The organism is Segatella copri, assembly GCF_015074785.1.
Lineage (GTDB): Bacteria > Bacteroidota > Bacteroidia > Bacteroidales > Bacteroidaceae > Prevotella.
The window spans coordinates 2,513,372-2,530,855 of the sequence record NZ_CP042464.1 but is presented as its reverse complement, the minus strand read 5'-3'; the positions used below and the strand labels follow the sequence as shown (position 1 = coordinate 2,530,855).

The 17,484-nt window shown below is 42.9% G+C and carries 12 protein-coding genes and 3 pseudogenes; 6 read left to right on the top strand and 9 right to left on the bottom strand.

The features are described 5' to 3' along the window. Positions 1-140: 140 nt before the first annotated feature. Positions 141-2,159 (bottom strand): alpha-amylase family glycosyl hydrolase, encoded by a 2,019-nt coding sequence (locus FO447_RS10685; protein ID WP_200756272.1) that lies wholly within the window; start codon positions 2,157-2,159, stop codon positions 141-143. A gap of 250 nt (positions 2,160-2,409) precedes the next feature. On the opposite strand from FO447_RS10685, the gene FO447_RS10680 reads away from it, so the two are divergent. Then, positions 2,410-3,588, top strand: coding sequence for a site-specific integrase (locus FO447_RS10680; protein WP_200756271.1), 1,179 nt, complete (start codon positions 2,410-2,412; stop codon positions 3,586-3,588). Positions 3,589-3,858: 270 nt separating this feature from the next. Here FO447_RS10680 and FO447_RS16345 read toward each other — a convergent pair. The 3 genes and pseudogenes from FO447_RS16345 to FO447_RS10670 all read right to left on the bottom strand — a co-directional run. Continuing rightward, positions 3,859-3,966: pseudogene (locus FO447_RS16345) on the bottom strand (IS982 family transposase); the annotation flags it as partial. A gap of 41 nt (positions 3,967-4,007) precedes the next feature. Next, positions 4,008-5,705: an ISL3 family transposase gene (locus FO447_RS10675; RefSeq protein ID WP_118082171.1), complete on the bottom strand. Its 1,698-nt coding sequence runs from the start codon at positions 5,703-5,705 to the stop codon at positions 4,008-4,010. A 390-nt stretch (positions 5,706-6,095) separates the two neighbouring features. After that, the gene (locus tag FO447_RS10670; protein WP_055235773.1) at positions 6,096-7,382 is read right to left on the bottom strand and encodes an IS1380-like element IS942 family transposase; all 1,287 of its coding nucleotides are present in this window, start codon (positions 7,380-7,382) and stop codon (positions 6,096-6,098) included. Between the two features lie 154 nt (positions 7,383-7,536). Between FO447_RS10670 and FO447_RS10665 the strand changes: the two genes are divergently transcribed. After that, positions 7,537-8,502 (top strand): extended-spectrum class A beta-lactamase CfxA4, encoded by a 966-nt coding sequence (locus tag FO447_RS10665; RefSeq protein ID WP_057280848.1) that lies wholly within the window; start codon positions 7,537-7,539, stop codon positions 8,500-8,502. Between the two features lie 92 nt (positions 8,503-8,594). On the opposite strand, the pseudogene FO447_RS10660 reads toward FO447_RS10665, so the two are convergent. Both FO447_RS10660 and FO447_RS10655 read right to left on the bottom strand, forming a co-directional pair. Beyond that, a pseudogene (locus FO447_RS10660) lies at positions 8,595-8,966 on the bottom strand (mobilization protein); the annotation flags it as partial. 254 nt (positions 8,967-9,220) lie between these two features. Then, positions 9,221-9,703 (bottom strand): DUF3408 domain-containing protein, encoded by a 483-nt coding sequence (locus tag FO447_RS10655; protein ID WP_118066771.1) that lies wholly within the window; start codon positions 9,701-9,703, stop codon positions 9,221-9,223. Between the two features lie 396 nt (positions 9,704-10,099). Here FO447_RS10655 and FO447_RS10650 point away from each other — a divergent pair, with 396 nt between their 5' ends. Both FO447_RS10650 and FO447_RS10645 read left to right on the top strand, forming a co-directional pair. After that, positions 10,100-10,411: a helix-turn-helix domain-containing protein gene (locus tag FO447_RS10650; RefSeq protein WP_008656559.1), complete on the top strand. Its 312-nt coding sequence runs from the start codon at positions 10,100-10,102 to the stop codon at positions 10,409-10,411. 82 nt (positions 10,412-10,493) lie between these two features. Next, positions 10,494-10,802, top strand: a complete 309-nt coding sequence (locus FO447_RS10645; RefSeq protein ID WP_008145366.1) for a helix-turn-helix domain-containing protein — start codon at positions 10,494-10,496, stop codon at positions 10,800-10,802. Positions 10,803-11,040: 238 nt separating this feature from the next. Here FO447_RS10645 and FO447_RS10640 read toward each other — a convergent pair whose 3' ends face one another. Genes FO447_RS10640 through FO447_RS10630 form a run of 3 tightly spaced genes read right to left on the bottom strand, consistent with a single transcriptional unit; the run spans position 11,041 to position 13,884 of the window. Beyond that, positions 11,041-11,403, bottom strand: coding sequence for a hypothetical protein (locus FO447_RS10640; RefSeq protein ID WP_117720291.1), 363 nt, complete (start codon positions 11,401-11,403; stop codon positions 11,041-11,043). Beyond that, on the bottom strand, positions 11,400-12,623 hold the full coding sequence (locus FO447_RS10635) for a site-specific integrase (RefSeq protein ID WP_200756269.1): 1,224 nt from the start codon (positions 12,621-12,623) through the stop codon (positions 11,400-11,402). The genes FO447_RS10640 and FO447_RS10635 overlap by 4 nt, the downstream gene beginning before the upstream one ends. 31 nt (positions 12,624-12,654) lie before the next feature. Continuing rightward, positions 12,655-13,884: a site-specific integrase gene (locus FO447_RS10630; protein WP_200756267.1), complete on the bottom strand. Its 1,230-nt coding sequence runs from the start codon at positions 13,882-13,884 to the stop codon at positions 12,655-12,657. A gap of 290 nt (positions 13,885-14,174) precedes the next feature. On the opposite strand from FO447_RS10630, the pseudogene FO447_RS10625 reads away from it, so the two are divergent. Beyond that, positions 14,175-14,348 (top strand): annotated as a pseudogene (locus FO447_RS10625) (tyrosine-type recombinase/integrase); the annotation flags it as partial. A 76-nt stretch (positions 14,349-14,424) separates the two neighbouring features. Next, the gene (locus tag FO447_RS10620; protein ID WP_200758562.1) at positions 14,425-17,472 is read left to right on the top strand and encodes a SusC/RagA family TonB-linked outer membrane protein; all 3,048 of its coding nucleotides are present in this window, start codon (positions 14,425-14,427) and stop codon (positions 17,470-17,472) included. Positions 17,473-17,484 lie beyond the last annotated feature (12 nt).

Sequence of the window (17,484 nt, the reverse complement as noted above, 5' to 3'; positions counted from 1 at the left end):
CTAACCTAAAACAACTAACTAATAATTTTGTTCACACAAAACTAAACCTAAAAACATAAACCTTAATAAACCTAAAAACTTAAAACTGAAAAACTTAAACTAAAAACTGAAACTATTCTTTGAACTTATTTGTTGTATTCTTATCTGATAATCACTTTCTTTCTCTGGTGGATGTAAACACCGCTCTCAGCAGGTTTCTTACCCAATTTCATACCGCTAAGTGTATACCATGCATTGTCTGTTGTGGTATTGCTTATGGTTGGGGTTCCCGTGATGCCTGTTGGTGCCCAGATGGCGGTAACATCCTTACAGGTGTATTTGCCTTTACTCTGTGTAGTGGTAATCTCATAATACTTGGTGCTGTTGCCGGCATTCAAGTCTACAGTCTGCTTCTTGCCTGTTCCATTTCCCTGATTGAAGATGATGTTTACGATAGCATCCTTGCTTTTGATCTTGAAGTCCATATAGTACCACTTCTTACCGTTCAGCGTCTTGGTTGCTGTGACAGCAGTACCTGGCCATTTTTCTGTGAGCTCTCCGCTTGTATTCCATGCGTAGAAATACATGACTGAACCCCAGTTGGTTACCTGGTCGGCATTGGCATATACGGTGATGGTATATGGCTCGAATGCCTTGACGGTATAATTGTAGGTACGGATACCTGTTACGGTTCCGTTGCTTAGCAAGCCAACCTTCAAGGTGCAGGTCTCATCTATGTTGATGGTGTTACCTGTAGCCACCTGCTTGCTCTTGGCTGTAGGGGCTGTGCCGTCAGTAGTGTATACCAGTTTGGCATTGCTGTTCTGGCTCACAGCCGTAAGCTTAGCCTTGAATCCTGCCTCGTATTCGCCTGATGGAATGTTGCACCATGCGGTTTCTGCAGATTTAGAAAGATAATAACGGTAGTGGTATCCTTCGAGAATCTGTGCATAATCAGTGCCTGGAGTATATGCCTTGGTGTTGTTTCCTACAACTACGATGAGCTTAGCCTTGTTGCCAGTAGTCTCATTGGCAAAGCATGCTGGCTGCGCCATCTTGTTGGTATAATTGCTCATGTTGGTGATGCCTGCAAGTTTGCGGGCTTCAATCATGCTCTTGATTTCTTTTTTGTAGGTTCTCCAGTGTGGCTGGAACACGCAAGGAGTTCCCGGCATGGCGAGCATATAGGCATTGGCTGCAAGCGTATCTCGCTTAAGAGGATCCAGCGGCTCATCTTTAGAGCGGTATTGCATGTCGTGATTCTCTACGAATGTGATGGCATACTGACGGTAGGTTGCATCATGCATCAGGTTGTAATCGCTCTTCAGCTTCGACCAGTTTGGTGATGAAACAATCTTATTGTCTTTTACGCCTACTGCATCACGTACATTATAACGGAACTGGAAGTCGAAGGCAGCGCTCTTCTTGTTGGTGCTGTTTATCCAATTGATGATAGATGGGTTTCCGTCCCAATATTCACCCACAGAGAATTTTACACCTGTTGCATCATTGTAGTCAGCTACGTGAGAACCACTGAATCCCTTTACCATGTCGTAGCGGAAACCGGTATATCCCATATCCTCCTTCAGAAATTTCAGATATGCCTTGATAATCTTCTGTACGTTCTCGCTCTTATGGTCAATATCACGGCATCCTCCAAAGTCGGTTCCCTCATCATAGTTATTGCTGAGGCTAACCCCGTCTTTTTTTGCCTGTATTGCCGTACTTCCACCATCATCATTCTTGCAGATGTCGGTAGACAACATCTGGTAGGTCACTCCATTGTATGTCTCTGCAGGGAAGGTGAACCAGCCGTCTGTATTGCGGTGGTTGACCACAACATCTGCTATTGCGCCTATGCCGTTGGCTTTGAATTTGGCAATCAAACTTCTGAGTTCAGCCTCAGTTCCGAATGAGGAATTCTGGTTGAAATAATAATATGGCTTATAGCCCATCACCTTTGTGGTTTCGATGCATTTACCGCTTTGTGGAAGCCATACAAGGTCGATGAATCCTTTCATATCATCGGCTTGCTTCTCTAAAACAGTCCATTGGGAGTAGTCGTAAGCATCCCATGAGAATCCTTGCAGCATGACGCCACTATAGTTAGCAGGCCAGCCTTGTGCCAGCATGTTCATGCTTGCCAGTAAAGCGATGAGTGTAAAGTATATCTTCTTCATAATTATCATTGTATTTTGTGATTACTATCTTATGTTAAATTGTAAGTTGTATTCTTTTTCGTTGGCAAAGTTACGATTTATTTCATTAGCTTGTTCAAAAATTGATGCAAATCAAGTAAACAATTTGCGCAATCGTTTGCATTTACTAATAAAGTTGTTTCTTTAGGTACGTCTTTAGGTACTTTAACTTGAAAGACTTGATGAAGATATATTTTGCTTATAATTTTGCACAGATGAAACAGTAAAGATTATGGCGAAAAAGAGAACTAAAACAAAAGCAAAGGAACCCATCAAGATTTGGGTGAAACCTTTGAAAAATGGCAACAAGGCAATCTATCTGCGTACTTACCAAGCAGGAAGCAAGGGTAGAGGCTATACCTACGAGCGGTTGAAGGGATTGTTGCTGGTAGATGACAAAAGAGGAAGCGACAAGGAGGCTAAGGCAAAGAATGAAGCTACTTTGCGCACCGCTATGCTCATCCGATGTGAGCGAATCAGGGAGTGGAGTATGAGCCACGGTAACTATCAGCGAGAGATGGTGGCCAAGGATATGCTCTTAAAAGACTGGATGCTGCTATATGCTGATCAAAAAAGACAGCAGGGACAGAGCGGCAGTCATGCTGTCAACATCCAGCATGCCCTCTTGCATTTGATAAGATACAAGGGTGAGAATATTCGCATGGCACAACTGGACAAGGTGTATTGCGAAGGCTTGGTACAGTATCTGGCTCATGCCAAGACCATTGGTACGGATGTGCCCAAGCGGGGCGAACATCATGAGAAAGACTTGGCGAAGGGTACGGCACGCCTCTATTACAATACGTTTGTTACCGCATTGAATGAGGCGGTGAGAGAAGGTATCATACCTGAGAATCCCACCAAACTACTGAAGAAAGAAGAGAAAAAGCTGATTGGTCAGGGAGAGAGCCGACGCTGCTATCTCAGCATCGAGGAAATCAGATTGTTGATGGCTACTCCTTGCAAGGATGAAACCGTGAAGCAAGCTTTCCTCTTCGCTTGTTTCTGTGGTTTGCGCATCAGTGATGTCAGGACATTGCGATGGGCAGATATCGGAAAAGGTACGGAGGGATACTATATTAGCAAGTTGATGGTGAAGACCCGTTATGTGGTAACGGTACCCTTGTCGGAGAATGCTTTGTCGTGGATGCCAGCAAGAGGACAGGCAAGGGCTGATGACAAGGTATTTGAGCTGCCATCGTTCTTCTCGGTCAACTATCGATTGAAGCAATGGGCTAGGGAGGCAGGCATTGACAAGCCAGTTACTTTTCATGTATCGAGTCACAGTAAATTCTTTTATTTATTGAATATCAGCGAGTTGAGTATTTTAAAGAATGTGACTGCTAACGATTTAGAAACGAGCTATATTCTTTTTCTTTCACAACTTTGCAATATACAAAGAACGCTTTGATTTCGAGTGCAAAGTTAAATCTAATTTCTGAAAAACAACATTTTATGCTGTGATTTTACAAAATATTAAGATTAGTCTTTGCAAAGGTAAAAGAGTAGTTACCAACAGTAATTTTCATGTAATGTCATTTTAAGAGTATGGCAAAAAGAACATATTCATAAACGCATATATGTATCTTCCCATATTGGGAAATCAATTGCTTAGTTCCATTTTTGCAGATTATATTTCTATTTTGTCTAAATTACGACGGAATACAGCAGATATTCAAGGGATTTTTACGAAATTTGTATATAAGTTGTGCATACTGATTTTATAACTTAATGTATTGAGCAACACTAAGTTACAAATAAATTCTTGTATGTACAACTTTTCTTTCATATAAATTTAACGGCTCTTCGCAAATTTTGGTGCACATAGTGCTAAAGCTTAAGCGCAACCTTTTTCTCCAACAAGGTGATGGAGGCTCGTCCTGCCATAATTCGTTTTACTGTTTTTATCTTGCATACCGTTCCTTCAAGAATTCCATTGTTCCATTTGCTGGTAATGGAATTCTTGATGGCCTGGTAGTCGTCAAGCAAACCCATGGCAAACTTTTCTATTCCATCCACCCCACATCCAATGGCCATATTTATCCATTTGTATAGTCCCATTTTGTTCTCTCCACTCAATATCCCTTGAAATGTGGAGACAAAGTATTTCAAATCATACATGTTTTTTTGTTGCATGAAAATCTTGACAGATTCCGTCTTTGGTCTTGAATTAAAGTGTACAATTGCGTTCCAAAGATCATGCTCTTCCATTCGTATGCTTTCTTTTGATAGAAATTTCCTCATTCTTTCTTTGTACTCCCCATATTCATTTTTCCATTTCTCCCTCAGAATGGACAGCAACATTTTCATTGCATACTTTTTCCCCGAACCATGAACGCCCTTGACCACACCTGAGTATTCCAAAGTCTTTTTCTCTAAGATTCTATCTGATATGTACTTCACATTTTTATATACCCATAGTTGGCTAGGGTTGAGAAAACTCTCATAAGTTGCATCTAGCAGTTTCTTAATCTCGCAACTGCTATAGCCTGTTTTGTCATGGATATCCTTTATAGAGAGCTCTTGATTTACATGCATTTGAAGACACAACTTCCGCTTAGCCAATGTTTTAGCTTTTTCCACGTCTTTACTCATTGAGTCCAAAGATGCATAAATACCTTGTAGCACCCAGGATTGATCTAAGACTGGAGGTTTGGGACCAATTTCACTTTTGTCCAACAAACGTTTTCTTTCATGCAAGAAGCGGCTTTGGACTTGTGGGAAAAGTGCTTTCGTCAAATTTTCCATAATATGGAATTTGTCTGCGACAACAGTTGCTGCAGGAAGAGCCTTCTTTATAGCCTTGATGTAACACTTGCCCCTATCGCGAGTGATGGTGGACACATGATGATAGAGGCTCAGGACTTCAGCGACCTTTTCGGAGTCTCTAGAATCAATCAATTCCAACACTTGACCAGTGTCATGATTGACGATGGCACTACCATACGAATAGCCTTTCCTTTTAGCAAAATCGTCTATACCAATGTTGGTTGCCGTCCTATCTGAAGCTAGTTTTATATTCTTGAGATGATTGATACATGTGTTGGGGCAGCAATGTATTCCCATATCCGACAATATTCTGGAAGCTGAGACTGATGACATCTGTAAGTGCACTTGGTTCATTAGTCTTGTACAGTCAATGGAAAATCTAGCATACTTGTTGAGCCAATCGGGCTGTTGCTCTGTAAAGAAATGACCATCGGCCTTACAGTGAAATTTACGCATATACAAAATCAGTGTAAAACGTTTTCCACCGAGCGGAGGCATGGTTACTTTCCTTTTTTGCCAGCCACGGGTATGATGTGTCTCGATATGGCAACGATCACAGCAAGCGCAAGTAGACTTGCTTTTTAGCGTCAGTGCCACTTCATCCTCTGTGATGGTATAGTTGATTATAACGAAATTAGCAAAGTGGGGGATGAGGAAAGCAACGAGGTTTTCTCCCACTTCAAAAGCATTTAATTTTAAATCCGTTTGGTTGTTTCCTAAATTTTCTGTACCTTTGCAAATGTTAGCGATTGTCTCCATTGTAAGTCTTATTTTTTGAACACTAATAAACTTACATTTTTTGTCGGACAATCGCTAACATTTTATGTAAAACTTTCTTAAAGAATTCTGCAGTTGGGCATTATGTGCACCAAAATTTGCGAAGAGCCAATTTAACTATTATTTTAATTCCGCCAACGGGTTTTTTCCGTAAAATTATGTACCTTTGTCGGCAAATAAAGATATTCTCGTCAAACAAATATACCTCAAATCCGCAACCTATAGGGTTTAGTGGGATTTTGCTTGCAAAGCGACAAAATTCATTTTATTGTACATATTTCTTGCACAACAGAAATGTCGCAGACACAAAATCCCCTTACCCCATAAAGCGACTTGAGGTAATACGCTGGTTTAACCAGAAAAGCATGGTCTTTAACCAAAGTCTGTCTTGAACAGGTTGGCATAAGCATTGTTGTCTGAGTAAATATTCAATACATGCCTACGTGATGTCTTAATCCATTTCGCAGGAACAGAGATGAACTTGAAAACAAAGGTCTTGATTCTGCTGGTGGCACGCAATCCAAATTCATGGGTTTTCAATCTCTGCATAATAGCTTTGTAGAAGTTTCTGATGAGAGCTGTCATAAGCAGGAATACAGTATTCTGTGCCATGAACGATTTTGGCAATCGATTCCAGCCAAAGCCATTGTTCATGTCATCGAAGATGCGTTCCTTGCCACCACGAAGATTGTAGAATTCCACGATGTCTCTTGCACTCGACTTGTAATCGTTAGTCAGTATACATCTGTAGGTATATTCGCCTTCCCAAATGTCAAGGTCTCCATCTATTCGCCTTTGTCTCTGTATGACAAGACGATACGGTTTTCCTTTCCATTTCTCAACAAGGATGGAATTCAGCTCAAATTCAATACCGTTGATTTCAACAGTTTTCCATCCAGTCAAGGCAAACATGGAATCGTAGAAGGAAGAGCATCTGTTGGCACGAATATAAAAATGCCTGCAATGAGCCTCTACCATATCTACGATTTCCTCCGAGCATGAGCCGCAATCCATGCGGGCACGGGATATATATACTTCTGATGCCTCCAGTCGCTTGAAGATTCTTTCCAAAGTCTCTCTTTGGTTGAAGCGCACGTTTGTGTTGCCGTCTCTATTTTCAATACCGACAATCATGTCGTTAATGACTGCCACACCTGGACTATAGCCCAGGAACTTCTTGTAGGTTGGTTTTGCATCATGCTTCTCTGTTTCAATGAACTGATGGTCAAAGTCAAAATCATACTCTTGACCGGATTTCAATTGACCAGTAGCAAGCAGGGCTTTGATCAATAAGCAGTTCATCTTGTCTGCAGTATTGAAATCATAGGAGTTGCCAGAAGCAGATTTATAGGTGATGTTCTTACAAGTCAGTTCTTCGATAGCACGCAATATGGTGTCTGCGCTGCAAGTGCGAAGAGTTGGATGAAGAGACAAATGTTTCATCAAGTGAGTTGTAACATCCTCAATACATGAGCCGCCACAAAGATATACGCACATCAGAGAGCGTAGAATTTCGCTATATTGATAACCAAACATAGTGCATCTCAATCCCAAGGTGGAATCTATGGTTTGAGCTAAAAGAGCATCAAATTGCTCCATAATAGAAAAAATTCCTCCAAAAGGAGTGAGTTTCTCAGATTTTATTTGTATCTTTGCCATGTCATATTAGAGTTTTGCTTGTCTTCTTTTCGCAACACTAAGGTAAGTGAAAATTCTGACATGGCAAAATCCTGGGCAACTTTTTGTTGCTCAGGCACTTATAAATAATGTTAAACTATAGTGTTGCGGAATTAAGGATATAAATAATATAAACATGGAAAAAAACAGAAAAAAACAAATCGTAGTTTTGAGTATAGCTTTAGTTTGCATTTTCATCTTGGTATTTTCATTGTTCCATAAATCAGCGACAAAAGATAGCGCAAATCCTCCTTTAACAAATGTTTTGACTGATAGCATTTCTCAAATTGTCTCAGCTTGTCCTGGCGAAATTGGTGTGGCGGTTATTGTTAATAACAGAGATACGGTTAAGGTCAATAATAAGAGTGTTTATCCTATGATGAGTGTGTTTAAGGTTCATCAGGCATTAGCTCTTTGTAATGACTTTGACAATAAAGGAATTTCACTTGATACCTTAGTAAATATAAATAGGGATAAACTTGACCCAAAGACTTGGAGTCCTATGCTGAAAGATTATTCAGGGCCAGTCATATCATTGACAGTGAGAGATTTGCTGCGTTATACTCTTACTCAGAGTGACAACAATGCAAGCAACCTTATGTTTAAGGATATGGTTAATGTCGCTCAAACAGATAGTTTTATAGCCACACTCATTCCTCGTTCAAGTTTTCAGATAGCTTATACGGAAGAGGAAATGTCGGCTGACCATAACAAGGCTTACTCTAACTATACATCTCCTCTTGGTGCTGCAATGTTGATGAATCGTTTGTTTACTGAAGGTCTTATCGATGATGAGAAACAAAGTTTCATTAAGAATACGTTAAAAGAATGCAAAACAGGTGTAGATAGGATAGCAGCTCCACTTCTTGATAAAGAAGGGGTTGTTATAGCGCATAAGACAGGTTCAGGTAATGTTAATGAAAATGGTGTTCTTGCAGCTCACAATGATGTTGCCTATATATGTCTGCCTAATAATATCAGTTATACCTTAGCGGTATTTGTTAAGGATTTCAAGGGAAATGAATCACAAGCGTCACAATATGTTGCGCATATATCAGCTGTAGTATATTCTTTATTAATGCAAACTTCAGTAAAATCTTAAACTGCACTTGCTTTGATAATTAATGATAAACAATCTAAAAGCACTCTAATCGTTATCGGAGTGCTTTTAGATTACTAATCAAATTGCTTCTATTATAATTTGAATCCTCTACTTTTTCTTTCTTCCTGTTGCGGCACTCTTGCTCCATATCTAAGCCTGTGCCATTGCTCCCTGAACCAGTCGGCAATCGGCTTCCTGTTTATTGTCAGGTTCAGCCTGCTTTCATCGTCAGGGTCATTTTCCACCCTTAAAATATCATCCTTTATATCAAAGTTCCGCCTGTGTTGCTCGGAATAGATTTTACCGCTACATTTCAGGGCTTCTTTTTTGACTATAAGACTTTCAGTCATTTCTTTAGAGAATCCCAGCATGGCACAAAACTTTTCCATGCGCAGCATTTCCCTGAACATCGGAAACCACCTGAAAGCCTTGTCTATGATTCTGGCGAGCCGTGACAGACTTCGACAGCTTGCGAACCCTGCCTGTGGGCGGTCTTCCGCCCTTTTTCCTGCTTTGTTCCTGTATGCTTGTCATTCGATATACTGTTTACAGTTGGTACACTCACTTTCTGCGACCGTCGGGAGCAAAATTCCTCCGCCCTCATGGTGGAGCGAGGCGTTTTGGGGTTCCCAAAACATAACCTCGCTCCCTCTCAGAACACGTTAGTTGGAACTACAGCCTTTCAGCTATCCACGTCCAAGGTCGCAGACCTTAATTCTCACAATTTGCGCCAAGCCTCGAAGTCCTCTTCATAAAGGCTTAGGTGGTGGCGCACGATGTTCTCGATGATGCCCGATACGCTCATGCGCCTTCCTCCGAGGATGCGGACGACACGATCAAGACGGTCTCGTACATCGGAACTGACGAAGACTGGCTTGCGGTCGTCAATCCTTGGAACCTGGAGGAAGGTCTGCTGATACTCCTCTAATGTCGCCTTGCGCTGCTTGCCGCTGATGCGCTTCAGCGGATTCGGTGGCGATTGAGCCTCATTCGGTGATGTTTCCTCTCTATAGGGAGTTGTTGCTGCAACTTTCTCTACAATTGCTCTCAACTCTGGGTTCTCTACATCATCATAGAGAGAATTACAACTACTTGGATTGTCTTTGTTGCCATACGTAGATGGTTTAACAAAATCCAAATACTCTTTTTCCATCAGCTCCTTTTGCTCAGGAGCCAAGACTACATCTTTTGTTCTTGCCATAGCTTATGCTGTTTTATTTGTTAGTATAGTGGTCACGGTTTGCACCATTGACCGATTGTCGGGTGCAAAGTAAGTGTACTGAGTGCAACCATGCAACTGATTGGGTGTAACGTGGCAATTTAGTTGTGGCTTGCTTATTTGCATACCGAGATAGTTGTGAGAACTTCAACGTATTTCTCAACTCATCATTGTTCATGTATTCGTTGCAGTCGTGCAAGTTTTTCTTGTTGTTTTTGGCGTTGAAGTCGGCAAACCCCGGCAACATACTGCCACAGAAATTGAAAACGCTTGTTTTTAGATTGCCGTGCCTTATCTTTGCACTCACAAACGTGGAGCACAGCATATGCGTGGAGCTTTGCGACATATAACATAGTATTAACTTAGAAAAAGAAAAGTATGGGATTCATCGTATTCGAGGAAGAGGCATTCAACTATCTTGATGCCCAGTTGGAGAACTTCGTGAAGCGCATGGACAGAATCCGTGAGCGCAGTGAGGATAAGACCATGAACAAGTGGCTCGACACGCAGGACGTGTGTCAGACGCTCAACATCTGCCCACGGACAGTGCAGACGCTTCGGGACAACGGAACTTTGGCTTATACGCAAATCAGCCACAAGACCTACTACAAGCCGGAGGACGTGATGGCTATCGTAGCAGTAGTGGAGGACAAGAAAAAGGACATGCGCTTTCGCAAGCGCACAGGTTAGGCTGTCAATATACAACAGCCACTTAATCCAATGCAGCAAGTAAACCGAGTAACGTAAGTATCAACTATAAAACGAGACAACTATGAGCAATGAAGTAATGACAAGAAACAGCGAGTGGATGAACCACATCGTGAACCACCTCAACCGAATGGTTGACAATTTTGAACGTGCCGTGATGAACTACCGCCCCATGCTTGGCGGTGAGCGGTTCATGACGGACAAGGAGCTTTGCGCCAGACTGCAACTGAGCCGAAGAACCCTGCAGGACTACCGAAACAACGGTGTCATCCCGTATATCCAGCTTGGCGGAAAGATTCTCTACCGCGAGTCCGACATTCAGAAGATTCTGATGGCTAACTATCGTGAGGCGTACCGGATGAAGGGCTTGTAGGAGAAATGCATGTCCTTGATGAGTGGGGTGAAATGAACAAGGCGACAACGTATAACTTACCGAGTATGGTTGTTATAGGTTGTCGCCTCGTTTTATTGGCTATACCGAGTTGTTCGTGTTTGCCGGGTATCATTTGTGTTACCTGTATAAATCTAATACCATGCTAAAACACACTGCGGTGGTTCGCCCAAGTGGCTGGAGGCGCAAAGCCTCCAAGGAACGTTGCTTTATGGCAGGTCTATGCCATTGCATTCTCTGTAAAGATACAGACCAGTTTAGTGCGGCTTGTCTGTCTGCCGATGACGGACTGCATGATGAACTCCCGAAAGGCTCTGCTCTCAATGCTGTCAATACGGAAGGCTACCGCAATGACGAGTTCAAGGCTATACACATCATAGCTGATGCGGTCGTTCTTCCTGACATGACGGCGTACACCCTGCTCTTTCAGAATGCCGTCCTTGAATACAGCCTTGACAGCCTTGCGCACATAGTAGCCGAATACATTATACATGTCGGCAATCTCCTGCATGGTCATCCATACAGTATCGGTCGGCATGGATACCGTTCCGCTCTCGCTGATAGTTATAACTCCTCTGTTCATTTCCCGTCCTCCTTATTTTTATTCTGGTCAGTTTCTTTTGTTTCTCTGCGCTGCATCAGCTTGTCCATGTCCTTGGATATCTTGTCATCGGTGATGACGGCATAGACCTGGGTGCTTCGCAGGTTGGAATGCCCCATCATCTTGGCGATGCTTTCCATTGATATGCCCGAAGTAACCATGTTTACTCCGAATGTATGTCTTGCAACGTGTGCGGTAAGGTTCTCATTTATACCCAAAGCCACACCGAGTGAATGAAATTCAAACCACATGGAATCACGTGAAGAAAGAGGGAAAACAGGTTTGCTATCATCCGCTGTATTGTATAGCGACATTATTTGTTCAGCTATCGGATGCAAGGGAATGAACGCTTCGTTGTTGGTCTTTGCTCTTTTCTCACGGATGTATTTTTTGCCGTCTGCCGTCATCCCGATATGGTGTGGATACAGGTTACGTAAATCGACATAAGCCAAACCTGTAAGGCTGGAGAAAACAAACATTCTGCGTGCCAACTCCAAAGCCTTATCTTCCATAGGAGTCTCCATAATGAGCAGCAAGTCATTTCTGGATATATGTCTACGCTTTGGTGAGCCTTTCTTTTCATATCCGACATCTTCCAATGGATTGAATTTCAGCAGACCTCTGTCAACAGCGATATAAACCAAGCGTTGCAGCCAACAAAGATTATGGTTCGTATTGGATGCACTATACCCTTTGCCAATCAAGAACAACTTATAAGATTTGCCAAATTCCTCAGTCAGATCTTCAAATGCAATGTCATTCATTCCTCGTAACCCGATGAACTCTCGCAAGTTTAGCTGCGATGTCTTAGATTGGCGATAAGAAGATGTTGAGTTAATACGGATAGAGCGCAGCCTAAGGCGTTCACGCTCCTCCTCGCCAGTGGCAAGCAATGTCATCGGGATAGTATTTGCATCAACAATAACATTCTTCAGAATCTCGGCGGTAACGATGCCCTTTTCCTTTGTTGCCTGCTCGTAGGCTTCGTCAATTCTTAGTCTGAACGCTTGCAGTTGTCCGTTCACTCTTGCATTCTTGGCTTCACCTTTTTTCGTGTCCCATTCTTCGGGAGCACAGTAAAGACCTGTTGCTATGGCTGACACTTTGCCGTCAATCGTGATACGGCAAAATATAGATGTGGTTCCGTCTGCCTTTACTCTGCCACGGTTGATATAATAAAACTGCTTGTATGTACTTCTCATTGTTATGTTCCTTTCTTATTTTGTGATAATATTACAGGACAAACTTGAAGTCCTTGTTGGCTTCGATGAACTTGTCCATATCCTCAAATAGCTTTTTCGGGGTGACACGTGCATAGATTTGCGTGGTCTGAATGTTGCTGTGACCAAGCATTCTGCTGATAGTCTCTATCGGAACACCTTCTTCGAGCGTAACGAGCGATGCGAAACTGTGCCGTCCAACATGATAGACCAAATCCATACTTATGCCAGATAGTACTCGGAGACTTTTCATGTTACCTCTCAGCACTCGAAATTCCTGTGGCGGTAAAAGAGTAGGTCTTGTCGGGTCTTTGTATTTCTCCAACATGGCAAGCGCCTCTGGCAGTAACTTCACACGTGCAAGCATCTTGTTCTTCTTTCTGTGGTATTTCAGCCAAAGGCTACCCTCCTCATCACGAAAGAGGTTTTCTTCCGTGATAGAAACCGTATCGGCATAAGCCGTGCCTGTATAGCAGGCGAAAAGAAAAAGGTCACGGGTCAAAGCCAACGATTTTCTTCGCTCTGGTATTTCGAGGTCACGAATTTTCAGGAAGTCCTCACGTGTCAATGCCTTTGGTGGATTCTCTTTCTTTTGAGGTAGCTTGAAGTGCATGAAATGATAACGCTCGGAGTGTCCTGCCTTGAAAGCTATTCGGCAGGTCTTCTTCAATATGGCGAGATAGTGGCGGACTGTATCAAGTGCAAGACCTCTCTGGTCCAAGCAAAAGTCCATGTACTCACGGATAAACAGCTCGTCAAGCTCACCGAATGCCACATCGTCAGTTCCATAACGCTTCTTGACGAACAATCCCAATGTCAGGCGAGTGTACTGGTAGTTTGGTAGCGTGCCTTTCTTGTAGTCGATGCCGATTCTTGACTCAATGTCCGCAATGATGGCGTCAAGCTGCTTCAACAAGGTCATCTGAGTGTCTGCACTGCATTGAAACAGATCCTTTATCGCCTTTGCGTCAAAAGCCGTCTTGCGCTCCACAAGTGACTCGTAGGCTGAGTTTATTGCCAGCAACAGCTTGTCAATCTTGGCGTTCACTTCCACAGCCTCCTTGCTCTTGCCGTCAAGTCTGCTCTCACGTGGATTCCATAACTTTGGCGTACATGACAACTTGCAACCGAACTGCGCCATTGTTCGGTTGAGGGTGATGCGTCCCATGATGGGAGCCTTACCGTTCTTGTCCAATCCGCTCTTTTTGAGGTAGAGCAGCACCTTGAATTTTTCAACTTTCATCTGCTTACTTTTTTAGTTTGCAAAAATAATCAATCAGTAAGCATTCTCCGTCATTGAAAGTTGTGCAGAACAGTGCAACAAACACTGGTGACAAACTATTTGTTTTTCACCTCGTTAGCAGTGTTGGTTTCGGTAACTGACCGCTAACGGTTTGGTAACTGAAATAACTCAATATCCTGCTCGGCTTTGCTTTGCAGCCAATTGGCAGAATTATGAAATATTGCTCATTCTCAACCACTTGCAGTTCATTTCTCTCATCTTCACTTTCCGTTGCTTTTGCTTAAATTGTGCATGTATCTCGTCATACCTTTGCCACCACCTTGCTCACGATGGGAGTGGACCTCTATACCACCAGCAAACTGTTGGGACATCAAAACATCATAACCACGCAAGTATATGCCGAGATAGTGAACAGAAAGAAGGTTGAGGCGGTGAACCTTTTGGACCAAATCAAGCCTCTTTAGGTACGCTTTTAGGTACATGATGCTTTCAGAAACTTGAAGGAGAGGGCAAGTTGCAAACTTAAAAATCAAGCAAATGATGAAGCAGGTAAAAATTAAATTGCCTCTCAGAGCGTTGACCCTAGCAAGTGGTCTGCTTCTGACGGTGAGTTCCTTTGCGCAGAGTAATGCGATTAAGGGACATGTGAAGGATGCTTCTGGTGAGCCTATCATGGGTGCTACCATTACAGTTAACGGTAAGGCAGTAGGCATTACCGACATGGATGGTAACTTCTCAGTTGATGCAGCGCCAGGTGCCAATCTTACTTTCACCTATCTGGGAATGACACCAAAAACAATCAAAGCAACATCTAACATGATGATTACCTTGGTTGACGACCAGAAGTCTTTGAACGAGGTCGTTGTCATTGGTTATGGTCGCGCTAAGAAGAACGACTTGACTGGTTCTGTTACAGCTATCAAGCCAGATGAGATGTCAAAGGGTATCACAAGCAGTGCCTCTGATATGTTGGTAGGTAAGATTGCCGGTGTTGACGTACAGACTGGTGGCGGTCAGCCTGGTTCTGGTGCACAGATTCGTATCCGTGGTGGTGCCTCTCTGAATGCTTCTAATGACCCTCTCTACGTAATCGATGGTTTGGCTATTGACAACAATACCAATAAGGGTATGAGTAACGTCTTGGCTATGATTAACCCTAACGATATCGAGAGCTTCACCGTATTGAAAGATGCTTCTGCTACAGCTATTTACGGTTCCCGTGCTTCTAATGGTGTCATCATCATTACAACCAAGAAGGGACGTTCTGGCCAGAAACCATCTGTTACCTATAATGGCGATGTAACATTGTCTACCGTCCAGAAGAAATATAAGGTAATGAATGCCAGCGAATACAAGCAGGCTCTTACCAATCTGGGTATTGACACTAGCGGTTTGGGTACTGCCGATACCGACTGGCAGGATGAGATTTTCCGTACAGCTATCTCTACCAATCACAACGTCAGCATTCAGGGCGGTCTGAAGAATATGCCTTATCGTGTCAGCTTAGGTTTCGAAGATAACAACGGTATCGTTAAGACCACTTGGATGAAGCGTTTCAATACATCTATCAACGTTGCTCCTACCTTCCTTGACAAGCACTTGAACGTTAACTTCACAGCGAAGTATATGTTCGAGAAGGACCGTTATGCAAAGGTTGGTGATGCCATCGGTGGCGCACTTACCATGGATCCTACACAGCCTGTTCGCGTAGATGATGCGGCATATGATTGCGTCGGTGGATATTTCCAGTACTTGCAGGCTAAGGACGACAAAATTACCGATCCTAGCTGGACTAGTATTGCAAAGGCTCAAATGCCACAGAACCCTGTGGCAGTTCTTGACAACTACAAGTGTATCGCCAAGTCTAATGATATTTCAGGAAACCTTGAGGTAGACTACAAGATTCATGGTTTCGAAGACTTGCATTTGCATGCTGCCATCGGTGCCCAGTATACAGATGGTAAGCAGGATGAAACTATTTCCAAGTATTCTTACTCCAACAACTATTTTGGTTATTATGGCTATGACCACGCCTATAAATATAGTATAGAAGGTAAAGCTTTTGCAGAATATGCACACAAGTTTGGTGTTCATGACATTGACATCATGGCAGGTGCAGAGCAGAGCCACTACCACAGAACAGGTTATAACTACGGAACAGGTATCGATGAGTACTTGAAAGCGAACAATCCTCTGTATGAAACAACAGAAGGCAAGTGGAATTACGAGCATGACCCAGTAAGCAAAGATGACGAAATGTGGAGAACCCACAACTCTCTGGTATCTTACTTCGGACGTCTTAACTACAACTTGCTCGATCGCTATTTGTTTACAGCTACATTCCGTGCCGATGGTTCTTCTCGTTTCAGAAAGGGTAAGAAGTGGGGTTACTTCCCAGCAGCAGCCTTTGCATGGAAGATCAACAACGAGCCTTTCCTGAAGGATGCAAAATGGCTCGATGAATTGAAACTCCGTTTGGGCTGGGGTAAGACCGGTCAGCAGAATGGTATTGATGACTTCTACTATTCTACTCTGTACAGAGTCAGCAATGGTTATGCACAGTATCCATTCGGTGATAATTATTACCAGACTTTACGCCCAACAGCAAGCAATCCAGACTTGACATGGGAAAAGACTACAACTTATAATGCAGGTCTCGACTTTACTGCTCTCAATGGTCGTTTCGGTGTGAATGTAGATGGTTACTATCGTAAGACTACCGACCTTTTGGCAAGCGTTGCCATTGCTGGTGGTACAACCTTTGGTGACCAACTTCTGAAGAACATCGGTTCTTTGGAGAACTACGGTATTGAGTTGGCATTCAACGTTAAGCCTATCGTTACAAAGGACTTCATTTGGGACGTTACTTATAACGTAGGATGGAACCACAACGAAATCACAGAATTGGAAGCAGGTTTGCAAGACTGGGTATGGACAGGCGACAAGGTTTCTCGTGGTAACAACACCAAGATTCAGGTAAACAAGGTTGGTCAGCCAATCAATTCATACTATGTTTACCAGCAGGTTTACGATGAGAACGGCAAGCCTATCGAGGGTGCTTATGTTGACCGCAACGGAAATGGTACAATTGATGATGACGACCGTTATTGCTACAAGAGCCCAGCTCCTGATGTCATCATGGGTCTCACTACCAAGTTCATCTACAAGAACTGGGACTTCAGTGCAGCCTTCCATGCATCAATCGGCAACTATGTATACTACGACTTCTTGAATAGCAAAGCAGTTCTGAACGAAATCAACGCAAGTGGTGCCTTCAGAAATACGACAACAGAAGCTGTTAATCTTGGTTTCACGGGTACAGCAACAAACCCAACCAATACCAGCGACTATTTCGTACGCAATGCTTCATACTTGAAGTGTAGCAACATGACATTGGGCTACAGCTTCCCAGCCTTGATCAAGGTAGGTGCAGAGAAGATTTGCAGTGGACGCATCTTCTTCACAGTCCAGAATCCATTCATCATTACCAAGTATAAGGGAATCGACCCAGAGGTAAGCAGCGGTATCGACAGCAATCCTTACCCACGTCCAATAAGCTTCCAGCTTGGTTTGAATCTTAACTTCTAAAATATTTAAAGG